This is a genomic window from Rugamonas rivuli (genome assembly GCF_009380165.1).
Lineage (GTDB): Bacteria > Pseudomonadota > Gammaproteobacteria > Burkholderiales > Burkholderiaceae_D > Rugamonas > Rugamonas rivuli.
Genome location: NZ_WHUF01000004.1, coordinates 111,912 through 124,596 on the forward strand (window position 1 = coordinate 111,912; position 12,685 = coordinate 124,596).

The following is a 12,685-nucleotide window of genomic DNA, read 5'->3' on the forward strand; positions in this document are numbered from 1 at the left end:
CGGCCCAGTCAATGCGGGCCGGCCATCATCATGTCGTAGTGGGCCTGCTGATTGGTCTTCTCGAACACTTGCTTGAAGATTTCCAAGTAGGTGTCGATGGAGGCCTGGTCGAAGGTGTAGAAGGCGTCGTCGTGCGAGAAGTGCGACCCGTCGTTGACCCAGGCGAACAGGGACCGGCACATGGCCTTCTGCTGTCCATCGAACTGGTCGCAAATCTTGTCGAAGTCCATCCGCCCCAGAATCTTGAAATAGTTCTCCAAGATGCGCCGCATGGTGTTCTGCACGGTCAGCGGGGACTTCTCCGGGCGGCGCAGCTCCTCCCACAGCAAGTCGTAGGACGTCTTGATCGGGTTCGTGTTGTGGCGCTCGACGGCGGCGCCGCCGGCCCCTTTCCTCACCGTCCAGTAGCTGCGCTCTCCGGCCTTGGCGTCGTCGCCCCGCTCGGACGTGTAGGTCACCTCCTTGTGGAAGTAGACGTTGTGGGTCAGGACGAAAATCTGCTTGATGCCGCCTGCGCCTTTCCGCACCGGATCGAACAGCGACTTGATGAGGCTGCTGACGATGAACAGCACGTCGCTGTCCATGCTCGACACCGGATCGTCGAACACCACGATCCGGTCGGTGGTCATGCCGCTCTCGCTCTCGCTGCCTTTGAGCAGGTGGAAGAAGTAGAGGAAGGTGACGAACGAGCGCTCGCCCTCGCTCAGCGAGTCCTTGGCGTCGCTTCCATCGGCCCTCACCAGCTTGTAGAACGGGCCGTCGTCGGCCTTGGCGATGGTGAAGTTGCGGAAGCCGAAAGATTTCAGCAGGCCGTTGATGCCCTCGATGGTCGGCTCGATGCTCGTCGCCGACTTCTCCAATTCCTTGATCTCCTTCGCCTTGGCCGTCTTTGAGGTGTTGGCCTCCTGAATCTGGGCGCCCAGCTTGGCGACGGCCGTGTTGAGGCCGTCGCGCTTGCCCGCGAATGCGGCCAGCTCGGCTTTGAGCTCGACCTCCAAAATGTGCTTCCAGACCTGCTTGGTCAGGTCCGCCCGCTCTTTGGTGATGTTCTTGGCGATCTCGTTGTGGGCGGCCACGGCCGCGTTGGCGCTCGCGATCAATTTGGCGGCGGCCGCCAGCAGCTCGGACATCGGCTCGATGTGGGCGGGCAGGCTCGGCTCCTTTGCCTTGTTCGCCAGCAGCAGCGCGTTGGTCGCCAAACGCGCCTCAATGGCGGAGCGCTCGGCCTCGAACGCCTCCATGTCCATGAAGCGCGAGCCGCCGTCCACCACCGCTTTCAACTTTGCGCCCAGCGCGTCGGCATCGCGGGCGTAGGCGGCTTGCAGGTCGGCGATGGCCTTGGTGTCCTTCGCGAACGTCTCGTCGAAGTAGCTCGACAGGCTTGCCTCGAAGCTTTCCCGGACCTTCTGCTGGCAGAACGGGCAAGTGGGCTTGCTCCGCTCGTAGAACGCCTGGCCCTGCTTGACCCAGTCGCTGTTGCCCAGCCGCTGGATCAGCTCCGCGATGTCCACGTCCTCCTTGCCGATCACCTTCTTGGCGAGGATGGGGTTCGACTCGTGGCCGGCGATGTCGGCGAGGCCGAGGCCCGGAACGGCGGCCTCGACGACCGGCGTCGTCCCGAACACCGTCTTGGCCTTGTCCCGGAGGTGGTCCAAGGATTTCAACTCGGCGTTGTTCGACGCCAGCTCCGTCAGGACGCGGTCCTTGAACCGCTCCGAGCTGTTGCGGGCGCCGGTGAACGCCTCGCTGAAATCCCCGTCGTGCTTTTGCTTCTGGTCCCAGCACTTGCCCTTGATGTGGGCCTCCAAGTCGGCGAGCTCGCCTTTCTTCCCCGACTTTTGATCTTGGCCTTGCAGCGTGTTGGTCAACTGCTCGATGGTTTTGCCGATGCCGTCGAGCTCGGCCTTCTTCGCCGCGATAGCCTCGAGGTTGGCGATGTCCTGCTCGCCCAAGGTGAAGATGCCTTTGAGGCGCGGGGCGGCGTTGAAGTTGCGCTCGATGAAGTCGCGGTTGTAGACCATCGGCTCCAATGGCGTCCCCTTCTTCCAGGCGAGGGCGCAATGCGGATGCGCGCCGGGATTGGCGATGACCTTGGTGATGGTGGTCTTGCCGGCGCCGTTGGTGCCGAACAGGAAGTTGAATCGCGCGAGGCGGTCGAGGACTTGCGGCGCGAGGCCATAGGTCGCGGTCTTCGCGATGCTCAACGATTCGATCATGGGCGGGCCATCCCTTCTTTCCAAAAAATAGCGATGGTCAATCCTACAACGAAATTCGCAACGGAAATTGATTTTCCGAAACGCCTCCGCCGGCGAGTGGCGGATTTTTGAAAAGCCTTTGGCCCACAAGGCGTAATCGGGCGCCAAGGCGACTCGCGGACGCGCGCGGCAGGCTTTCATCCGAGAAGGCGCAGCCCGTTTCATCGCGTCGCCACCATCCTTTTTTGGCGTGTCGCCTTCATTTGCGTGGCCGCCACCGCGCGGCGCTGAGCGCTTGATGGGCAAAGCCTTGGCGATGGCCTCGACGACCGGAACCGCAACCGAGTTCCCGAACTGGCGCAGGGCCACGCTTCGGAGCGCGTGGGGCTCGAACTCCTCCGGGAAGCCCTGCATCCGAGCCGCCTCCCTCGGCGTCAGCGCGCGGGGCTTGCCGTCCACCAGGTAGAGCCCGGTCTTCCCGCCAGCGCCGCCGGAGTTCGCGCACAGTGTGAAGCCTTTGCCCAGTGGGGAGGCGATTCGGTAGCCTTGGCTCCCTTTGCCCTCGATGAGCCCGACCACCTCGATCTTGCCGGATCGGTCGATGGGATTGGGCTTCGTCCTCTCCCATGCCCGCCCGCAAGGAGCCGTCTTCGGCTTCGGTTCCAGAATGTCGGCGACGACACTGGCCGCGTCCGCGCCCTTGGGGAAGACGAAGGGGGCCGTCCGGTTCGCGAGCGCCCGATCATGGATGCACACCAGGAAAAGGCGCTCCCTCATCTGCGGCAAGCCGAACGATCCCGAGTTGAGCAGGCGCATGCTGACCGAGTAGCCCAATCGGGTCAGGGTGTCCAAGACGACGTCGAGCGTCCGGCCCCCGTCGTGGTTCGCCAGGCCGGCGACGTTTTCAAGAATGGCGACGCTGGGGGATAAAATGCCAATCAGCTTGACCAGGTCGAAAAACAGCGCGCCTTTGTCGGGATCGCCGAATCCGGCCCGGCCACCCGCGAGGCTGAAACTCTGGCACGGGAAGCCGCCGCAGACGATGTGCACCTCGCCATACGCGCCGGCGTCCACGGCCCGGATGTCGGCATGCACGGGGTAGTCGCCGCGATGGTTCGCTTGGTAGGTCTCTCTGGCCCTGGCGTCCAGCTCGATGGCGCCGGCGCACGAGGCGCCAAGCGACGCCAGAGCTTGGTGGAACCCGCCGATGCCTGCGAAGACATCCAGAAAGCGCATGCCCGACAACGGCCCTGCGGCGGGCGGCGCATCCGGCTCGGCCGCCAAGAACTGCTTGGCCCAAGCGCGCAACGCGGCGACGGCCTTCTGTCCAGACTTGGCAAGCTGCTCGCCCTCGATGGAGGATTGCAGGGATTCGAGCAGCCGGGAGGCCGCGCCGGCCAAGGCTTCGGGGCGCGTGCCGAAGCCATCGCTGGATGTGGTCAATGGCAGGGTGCAAGCCTGATAGGCCCCAGAGCGGATGGAGAAGCGGAACTCGGCGATCCAATGCCCGCGATGCTTGGCGAACTCGAGGCTGGCCTTGGCCCCGTCTTGGTCGAACGCCAGCTCGCCAAGCTTGTCCACGACGCGCTTGGCGGACGGGGCGATGGCGGCTTCGCGGCGGATGCTTCCCCGCTCGCCTCGACCTCGCATCGCCTTCTCCATGTCCGCCTCCAGCGCCAGCGCGGGAACGAAGCGCTCCCGACATGAGGCCGATTGTGTGGCGAATGCGATGGGCAAAACCGAGTCGCCCAACCACTGGTCCCGTTTGTCCTCCTTGTCCCGTTTGTCCCATCCGTCCCGTCGGCGCGGGCTCAAAAAACGACATGGTAAAATCACAACACAGAGGGAGGGCGCGCATGCTACACATTCGGAAACCGTCAGACATTGCGAAGGGGACGGCCTTGCTGGCCGCGTTGAGGGAAAAGCCGGCTGACCAGAAGATGGCCGCAGCCTTCTCCGTCGCCGAGGCGTCACTGATCTTGGGCGAGACCCAGAAGGCGCTCCACCGCGCCCGCGCCGCCCGAGACGAGGAGTTGGCGAAGAAGCCGACTGACCGCCGCCCCATCGATCCACTGTCGCTCGAATCCATCGCCTGCGTGCAAGTCTCTAAAAAGTTCAAGTATCCCGCCTCGGAGATCGAAGACTACCTCGCGCGCTTCGAGGAGGCTGTCGCGGGCAAGAAGCGGTTGGTGCGCTCGGCAATGCCGCCGATCCTCGGCTTCCAGTCGTGGATGGCGACAGCCAGCCCGGTGGAGACTTGGCCCTTCTCGATCCAAAGGGGCGGCCGTCCAATGGACATGTGCGCCGCCATCATCGCCGGCAAGCTGACGGGCAAGGCCGAGGATTTGACCCTGCGGGAGTTCAGCGAGCGCTTGGCCGACGCCTCCGCGAGGGCCTTCCACCTGGCCCAAGCCCGCGCGCTGGATCGCGTGGCTCGGCCAGGCAACGGCGCGCAACGTCCGCGCCGGGCCGCCTAGCGCCCAACCAGCAAACCATCCCCACCCCACGCCAGATAGGAAAAGCATGTCCCTCGCCATCACCAAGGCCAATTTTGAACAGTTGATCGACGACCGGGACAACGGCGTCATCGCCCTGTCCGGCAAGTGGGGGACGGGCAAGAGCCACATGTGGAAGCAGGTGCAAAAAGATTCGACCAACGACGCCATAAGGAAGGCGCTCTACGTGTCGTTGTTTGGCATCAAGGACATCCTGCAATTGAAGTTGAGGATTGTGCAAAGCGTTATCCCCGACTCGAAGACTGGGCATGTCGCGCGCGAGGTCGTGACCGGGGCCGTCAGGCAGGCGATCAAATTCGCAAGGGGATTCAATCCCGCATTCTCCGCCCTCGACGAAATCGCGCTGCTTGCCGTGCCGGCGATCCTCCGCAATCGAGTGATCGTCTTGGACGACATCGAACGCAAACACAAAGACCTCAACATCGAGGAGGTGATGGGTTTCATCGATGAATTCACCCAAGTCTACGGTTCTCGCATTCTGTTGATCCTGAACTCCGACAAGCTCGAAGACAAGGACATGTGGAACAAGCTGCGCGAGAAGGTGATCGACCACGAGATCGCGTTGGCCACGACACCTAAGGAGGCGTTTGACATCGCACTCGGGGAGGAGCCATCCAAATACGCGCCCCACATCGAAGGCGCCGTGGAGGTCTGCAAAATTTCCAACATACGCATCATCCAAAAGATCATACGGACGGTGAACAAGGTTCTTGGAGATCGCGACAATTTGACGGACGAGGTGTTGGCTCGGACCATCCCCTCGACGGTCCTCATGTGCGCCATACATCATCATGGCTTGGACAACGGCCCCTCGTTCGATTTCGTCATGGCATTCAATTCGTCCAACTTCCAGTTGGAGGAGGCGATCAGGCGGCCGGGCAGCGTTTTCGCAGATGCTCCCGCGCGCCCGCCAGAGGAAAAGAAGTGGGGCGCGTTACTGGACGACTTGAAGATCAACAACTGCGACGACTACGAGCGCATGCTGCTCGACTTCCTGACATCGGGGTTGCTGGATTCCCACCGGGTGGATTCCATAGTGAACCGCTACGTGGACGAGAAGAACGTGATGGAGCTTCGCGAGAAGTGCAGCCGATTTTTCGAGTTGGAGCAGTGGCACCCGATGGTCACGGACGAGGAGCTTCTATCTCTCGGAGCGGAACTCGCGGAGGGCGCCGCCCTGTTGGATGCCTATGCCGCCACGGCGCTTCACGATAGGTTGGCCGATGTTCCGGGCGGAGCCGAAGTCGGAAAGACGATCATCGCGCGTTGGATCGACGGCTTCAAAGAGAAGGAGCCGCCTCCCCATCGTCCAGACAACTACGACAACAAGCCACTGCACCCAGAGATGGAGGCAGCCTTCTCCGAGGCCGAAAGGCGTCTCAAACCCATTCCTTCTCTTTTGGAAGCATGTCTTCGCATTGGCGACAACGCCAACTGGGAAAGCGTGAATAGTCAAGCCATGCGCGATGCGACTGTCGCCTCCTACGAGGAGACGATCAAGACAACATCGGGACCGCAGTTGCGGGACTTCCTACGCGCGAATGTGGTCTTGTATTCCCGACGCGAAGGCTATGCGGCGGACTTCGCCGACGCTTTGGAGCATTTCGCCACGGCCTGCCGCGCCATCTGCCAGGCAAACCCAATTCCGCGCCTAAGTCGAGCCATCCGCAAAGTGTTCAGAGAGGCCGGACTCGAGCGCATTTTGGATCAACCAGAGCAGGACGCGGATGCCCAAGGCGTCAACGCCGACGTGGCCGAGGGCGCGGCTGGCCACGACTAGCGCTTGGATTGCTTCTCTTGGCCGTTCTGGGCCGATTCCGCAGGCTTCTCTTGCGCCCAGTTGTTCCGATCCGCCAAAAAGCCGGCGAACCGGCCGTCGTATTTCAACGCCTGCAAGTCGATGGGCCACGCTAGTTCGTCCACGACGGGTTTGAGCTTGTGCAGCTCGCGGACGTAGCCCCAATGGACCGCGTGGCCCTCGCCGTCGTCGTGGCCGACGATCTTCATGATCTTGCCCGCCTCGGCGTCGTTGTCGTGCATTTGTGTGATGACGTTCACCCGGAACGAGTGGAAGCTCGTCTGTGGGGCTTTGATGCGTCGGGCGCGCTGGTATTCAAGCATCGCGGCCGAAAGCTCTTTCGAATAGCTGTGATTGATGAGGAGCCGATGAGGGAACAGCCGCTCCGCTCCGGCCGCTCGACACTCGTTCACATATTCAAGGAAGCCTAGGCCGATCAGCGCGTCGCAGATGGGAACGTTGCGAATGCCGCCGACGGTCTTGCTCTTGTAGACGTGTATGTAGTGGATGCCCGTGCGCGGCGCCTTGTGGACGTCGATGCAGCGTATCTGCGTGACCTCGCCGATCCTCATGCCGGTGTAGACGCCAAGGAGAGGCCCCCAGAACAAGTCTGGCGCTCCGCCCATCGCGTCGAGGTATGGCGCGGAGTCGAAGAGCTTGGCAAGCGCATCCTCGGTGAAGGGCTGATAGGCTTTGGTGGTCTTCTTCCGCGCGTCCTTGGTCAGGATGAACATGCCCTCGACGGGGTTGCTGTCGAGCTTGGTGTGCAGTCCATGCCCAATCATGTATTTGAAGAAGTCGTGCAACGTGCTGAGCTTGTTGTCGATGGTTTTCGAAGTCTGCGGTATGGTCAGCAGCGCGTCCTTGTATTCCACAAGCGTTTGCTTGTCGAGCGCGCTGGCTTCGATGTCGGCGCTGGCATGGCGGCCGGCGGCCTTGTTTTCTTCCCATGCGTGCAGAGCCCGCTTCTTGTTGAACTCGACCTTCTCATGCTCGGCGAGCCAGAGCTCGACGGATTCGACCAAGGGAAACATGCGCTCCAAGAAGTCTTTGATGTGGTAGCCCTTCGTGTCCACGGTGCGCCCGCCGTTCTTGCCCGTGCAGTTGGCGAGCCACTTGTCCACGGCCCGCGTGAGCGGCTCGGACTTGGCGCGCTTGGCGGTGACGGAGCGCAGGGGCCGGTCCTCAAGGTCGATTATGCCAACCCGATCGATCTCGGCCATCATCTCCATCACGCGCGCGTGTTCTTCGGCGGAGCCGTCGGTGCGGATGGCGGTCCCATTTTTGAGCGCGATCTCGTAGCGGCGCAGAGTCGCCAAATCGAAGTTGAAGTCCGACAGCTTGGGTTCAGCCATGTCCCGCCTCCGCTCCAAATCAAGATTGAGTTGCAGAGCGAGAATGTTAGCAGTTTTGGAACACTTGGTGCGGAGGCTGATTCGTTTTTCTTTTCCGCCGGATTTGACGCGGAAGTAATAGACGCCGCAGCGGTTGCGGTAGAGGCGTGGGGCTTTGATTTGCACAGGTGGCTCACTAGGTGGCGCACCCGGAAAAGCAAAAGCCGCTGATTCCTTTTGAAGAATCAACGGCTTGCTGTGTTCTGGTTGCGGGGACAGGATTTGAACCTGTGACCTTCGGGTTATGAGCCCGACGAGCTGCCAGACTGCTCCACCCCGCGTCTGTATGTACGTATTATAGGGCAAATCCTTACGTTAGGCAATATTAATCCTGAAATCGGCCGCGATAGCCCGAATATATGTAGTTACCTATAGGCATAGGCCATGCCGCGCAGGCGACTATCGGTGTAAAGTAAGCACCGTGAGCCTACATAACGACTTGAGCTATCCCCCTATGAAATTCTGTTCCGAATGCGCCTCCCCTGTCAGCCTGTCCATTCCGGCCGGCGACAACCGCCCGCGCTATGTATGCGGCAACTGCGCCACCATCCACTACCAGAACCCGAAAATGGTGCTGGGCTCCATCCCCGTGTGGGAAGGTGACGGTGAGTTGAAAGTCCTGCTGTGCAAACGCGCGATCGAACCGCGCCACGGCTTTTGGACGCTGCCGGCCGGCTTCATGGAAAACAACGAGACCACCAGCGAGGCGGCCATTCGCGAAACGCAGGAAGAAGCCGGCGCCAACATCGAACTGGGCAAGCTGTTCACGCTGCTGAACGTGGCGCGCGTACACCAGGTCCACATGTTCTACCTGGCCACGCTGCTCGACCTGGACTTCGCACCCGGCGAGGAAAGCCTGGAAGTGCAGCTGTTCACCGAGGCCGAGATCCCGTGGGACGACCTGGCCTTCCCCACCATCCGCACCACGCTGGAACTGTTCTTCGCCGACCGCGTCAAAATACGCGAGGGCGGCAGCTACGGCTTCCACACCCAGGACATCACCCGCAACATGCGCTCGGACCTGGCGTAAGGTGACGCTGTACCTATGATTCCCTGGCTAGATCCCGACAGCCCCTTCCCCGACGTCGCCGAGGCGCTGACCACCGACGCGCCCGGCCTGCTGGCGGCCGGCGCCGACCTGTCGCCGCAACGGCTGCTGACGGCCTACCGCAACGGCATCTTCCCCTGGTTTTCCGAAGGCCAGCCCATCCTGTGGTGGAGCACCGATCCGCGCATGGTGTTGATGACGCAAAATTTCCGCATCTCGGACAGCCTGAAGAAAACCCTGCGCAAAGTCGAACGCGAGATGGCCAACGGCGGCCGCTGGCAAGTGCGCTTCGACACTGCCTTCGAACAGGTGATGCGCGCCTGCGCCGCGCCGCGACGCGACGGCCCCGGCACCTGGATCTCGGAAGACATCATCGCCGGCTACACCGGCCTGCACAAACTCGGCTACGCCCACTCGGCCGAGCTGTGGCTTGACGGCCAGCTGGTCGGCGGCGCCTATGGCGTCTCGATAGGCCGCATGTTCTACGGCGAATCGATGTTCGCGCGCGTCACCGACGGTTCCAAGATCGCCTTGGCTTATCTGGTGCGCTTCCTGCGCGATCACGGCGTCGCGATGATCGATTGCCAACAGGAGACCGGCCACCTGGCCTCGCTCGGCGCGTCGCCGATACCGCGCGCGCAATTCCTGGCGCATCTGCGCAACACAATTGAATTGCCTCAGATCACCGAGTGGGAACCCATTGCACCGCTGGCTGCGGACAGTTAAGCTAAAGGTGGCGAGCGCCGCTGCGAAAGTGGCGCTATCATAGGTATAAACAAACCGCCCCCGATAGGACGTGCATGACGCACCTGAACGATCTCCCTTTCGCGACGCTGCAGTTTTACACCACGGCGCCCTACCCTTGCAGCTATCTGGACGCGCGCCAGGCGCGCTCGCAGGTGGCGACGCCTTCGCACCTGATCAACGCCGACGTCTACTCCGAACTGGTCAAGAACGGCTTCCGCCGCAGCGGCATCTTTACATATCGGCCATATTGCGACGGCTGCCAGGCCTGCATCCCGGTGCGCGTGGTGGCCGACCAGTTCGCGCCCAACCGCGGCCAGCGCCGCGCATGGAGCCGGCATGGCGACCTGATGGCGGGCGTCGCCACGCTGTCCTTCTCCGACGAGCACTACGACCTCTACCTGCGCTACCAGAGCAAGCGCCACGCCGGCGGCGGCATGGACCAGGACAGCCGCGACCAGTACGCGCAGTTCCTGCTGCAAAGCCGCGTCAACACGCGCCTGGTGGAGTTCCGCGAGCCGGACGGCACGCTGCGCATGATCAGCATCATCGACGTGCTGTCGGACGGGCTGTCGTCGGTCTACACCTTCTTCGATCCCGATGTCGAGGGCGCGTCCTACGGCACCTTCAACGTGTTGTGGCAGATCGCCCAGGCGCGCGAACTGAAGCTGCCCTATGTCTACCTGGGCTACTGGATCAAGGAAAGTCCGAAAATGTCCTACAAAACCAACTTCAAACCGCTGGAGGCGCGCATCAAGGGCGTGTGGAGCGTGCTGGACGCCTGATAAAATACGGGGAACGTCAACCTGAGCTCCCCATGTCCGAAAAATTCCTGTACTCGCTGGCCCGTCCGATGTTGTTTTCGATGGACGCCGAAGCCGCACACCATTTCACCCTTCCCGCACTCAAGCGCGCCGCCGCGCTCGGCCTGACCAAGCTGGTCAAGCAGCCCAAGGCCGATCCACGCACCGTGATGGGCATTACGTTTAAAAACCCGGTCGGCCTGGCCGCCGGCCTGGACAAGGACGGCGCCTACATCGACGCGCTGGCCGACCTGGGCTTCGGCTCGATCGAAGTCGGCACCGTGACGCCGCGCGCGCAAGCGGGCAATCCCAAGCCGCGCATGTTCCGCCTGCCGGAAGCGAACGCCATCATCAACCGCATGGGCTTCAACAACGGCGGCGTCGACGCCTTCGTCGCCAACGTGCAGTCGTCGCGCTTCTACCAGGACAAGGCCGGCGTGCTGGGCCTGAACATCGGCAAGAACGCCGACACGCCGATCGAACGCGCCACCGACGACTACCTGCACTGCCTGGAAAAAGTCTACCCTTACGCCAGCTATGTGACGGTCAACATTTCGTCGCCGAACACCAAGAACCTGCGCCAGCTGCAAGGCGGCTCGGAACTGGACGGCCTGCTGGGCACCTTGAAGGAAGCCCAGCTGCGCCTGGCCGACCAGCACAAGCGTTACGTGCCGCTGGCCCTGAAGATCGCGCCGGACATGGATGGCGACCAGGTCAAGAACATCGCCGACGCGCTGCTGCGCCACAAGATCGACGGCGTCATCGCCACCAACACCACGCTGAGCCGCGACGCCGTCACCGGCATGCTGCACGGCGCCGAAGCGGGCGGCTTGTCCGGTGCGCCGGTGTTCGAATTCTCCAACACCGTGATCCGTCTGCTCAAGGCCGAACTGGGCGATGCCCTGCCCATCATCGGCGTCGGCGGCATCATGCGCGGCGCGGACGCCAAGGTCAAAATGGACTGCGGCGCGCAACTGGTGCAGCTGTACAGCGGCCTGATCTACGCAGGCCCGGCACTGGTGCGCGATTGCGCGGACGCCGTACGCGGCAAATAACAGGAGCAGGCATGCAGCAGACTCAACTCGGCACGAGCGACCTCAACGTCAGCAAGATCTGCCTGGGCACGATGACCTTCGGCGAGCAGAACACCGAAGCCGACGCCCACAGCCAGCTGGACTACGCGCTGGAGCGCGGCATCAACTTCATCGACACGGCGGAAATGTATCCGGTGATGCCACGCGCGGAAACGCAGGGCGCGACCGAACGCTACATCGGCAGCTGGCTGAAGAAGACGGGCGCGCGCAGCAAGGTGGTGCTGGCCACCAAGGCCGCCGGTCCCAACGCGAACATCAGCTGGGTACGCGGCGGCAAGCAGAACTTCGACGCCGCCAATCTGCGCGCGGCGGTCGACACCAGCCTGCAGCGGCTGCAAACCGACCATATCGATTTATACCAATTGCACTGGCCCAGCCGCAACGTGCCGATCTTCGGCGCCAGCGCCTTCAATCCCAAGCTGGAGCGCGCCAGCGTGGCGATCGAGGAAACGCTGGCCGCGTTGGGCGAGCTGATCAAGGAAGGCAAGATCGGCGCGATCGGCGTGTCCAACGAATCGTGCTGGGGCGTGAACGAGTTCGTCAAGCAGTCCGAGATGCAGGGCCTGCCGCGCATCGCCACCATCCAGAACCTGTACAACCTGACCGCGCGCCACTACGAAACCAGCCTGCTGGACGAGACCTGCTTCCGCGAGAACGTCAGCCTGCTGGCGTACAGCCCGCTGGCTTTCGGCCAGCTGACGGCCAAGTATCACGACAACCCGAAAGCCCACGGCCGCCTGACGCTGTTCCCGCCGACGTGGAGCCCGCGCTACCTGCGCCCGCAGGTGCTGGAAGCGGTGGCGCAATACGCGAAGCTGGCGCGCGACCACGGCATCACGCCGACGCAACTGGCGCTGGCGTGGTGCTACTCGCGCTGGTTCGTGGCCTCGACCATCATCGGCGCCACCACGCTGGCGCAGCTGAAGGAAAACATCGACGCCTACAGTCTGCAACTGCCGCCCGAAGTGTTGGCCCAGGTCGACGCCATCCATGCCCGCATCCCCAATCCAGGCCAGTAAAACAACAGTCTCCTGCACGTTATCCAAATCTTGAATATCATTAGACGTAACCATTCGTGGGCAACAAGCTTGCA

9 protein-coding genes and 1 tRNA gene are annotated in these 12,685 nt (G+C 62.5%); 7 read left to right on the forward strand and 3 right to left on the reverse strand.

Annotated features, from left to right (window positions below; genetic code table 11):
* Positions 1 to 8: 8 nt before the first annotated feature.
* Positions 9 to 3,857 carry a DNA (cytosine-5-)-methyltransferase gene (gene dcm / locus GEV01_RS15550; protein WP_217428419.1) on the reverse strand — a complete coding sequence of 1,283 codons (3,849 nt, stop codon included), beginning with the start codon at positions 3,855 to 3,857 and terminating at the stop codon, positions 9 to 11.
* 239 nt (positions 3,858 to 4,096) lie between these two features.
* Here dcm and GEV01_RS15555 point away from each other — a divergent pair, with 239 nt between their 5' ends.
* Positions 4,097 to 4,672: a hypothetical protein gene (locus GEV01_RS15555; protein WP_152806001.1), complete on the forward strand. Its 576-nt coding sequence runs from the start codon at positions 4,097 to 4,099 to the stop codon at positions 4,670 to 4,672.
* A 46-nt stretch (positions 4,673 to 4,718) separates the two neighbouring features.
* Positions 4,719 to 6,491 (forward strand): P-loop NTPase family protein, encoded by a 1,773-nt coding sequence (locus GEV01_RS15560; RefSeq protein WP_152806003.1) that lies wholly within the window; start codon positions 4,719 to 4,721, stop codon positions 6,489 to 6,491.
* On the opposite strand, the gene GEV01_RS31420 is transcribed toward GEV01_RS15560, so the two are convergent.
* Together GEV01_RS31420 and GEV01_RS15570 are read right to left on the reverse strand one after the other, a co-directional pair.
* Positions 6,488 to 8,029: a tyrosine-type recombinase/integrase gene (locus tag GEV01_RS31420; protein ID WP_152806006.1), complete on the reverse strand. Its 1,542-nt coding sequence runs from the start codon at positions 8,027 to 8,029 to the stop codon at positions 6,488 to 6,490. The genes GEV01_RS15560 and GEV01_RS31420 overlap by 4 nt on opposite strands.
* Before the next feature lie 78 nt (positions 8,030 to 8,107).
* Positions 8,108 to 8,184: transfer RNA gene (locus GEV01_RS15570), tRNA-Met, on the reverse strand.
* 173 nt (positions 8,185 to 8,357) lie between these two features.
* Here GEV01_RS15570 and GEV01_RS15575 point away from each other — a divergent pair.
* The 5 genes from GEV01_RS15575 (at position 8,358) to GEV01_RS15595 (ending at position 12,611) form a co-directional block, all read left to right on the forward strand.
* Complete coding sequence (locus tag GEV01_RS15575; protein ID WP_152806009.1) at positions 8,358 to 8,933, forward strand: NUDIX hydrolase; 576 nt, start codon at positions 8,358 to 8,360, stop codon at positions 8,931 to 8,933.
* A gap of 15 nt (positions 8,934 to 8,948) precedes the next feature.
* Positions 8,949 to 9,677 (forward strand): leucyl/phenylalanyl-tRNA--protein transferase, encoded by a 729-nt coding sequence (gene aat / locus GEV01_RS15580; protein WP_152806012.1) that lies wholly within the window; start codon positions 8,949 to 8,951, stop codon positions 9,675 to 9,677.
* Positions 9,678 to 9,751: 74 nt separating this feature from the next.
* Positions 9,752 to 10,480 carry an arginyltransferase gene (locus tag GEV01_RS15585; RefSeq protein ID WP_070269293.1) on the forward strand — a complete coding sequence of 243 codons (729 nt, stop codon included), beginning with the start codon at positions 9,752 to 9,754 and terminating at the stop codon, positions 10,478 to 10,480.
* A 32-nt stretch (positions 10,481 to 10,512) separates the two neighbouring features.
* Positions 10,513 to 11,553, forward strand: a complete 1,041-nt coding sequence (locus tag GEV01_RS15590) for a quinone-dependent dihydroorotate dehydrogenase (protein WP_152806015.1) — start codon at positions 10,513 to 10,515, stop codon at positions 11,551 to 11,553.
* 11 nt (positions 11,554 to 11,564) lie between these two features.
* Positions 11,565 to 12,611, forward strand: a complete 1,047-nt coding sequence (locus tag GEV01_RS15595) for an aldo/keto reductase (protein WP_152806019.1) — start codon at positions 11,565 to 11,567, stop codon at positions 12,609 to 12,611.
* The last annotated feature ends 74 nt before the right edge of the window (positions 12,612 to 12,685 follow it).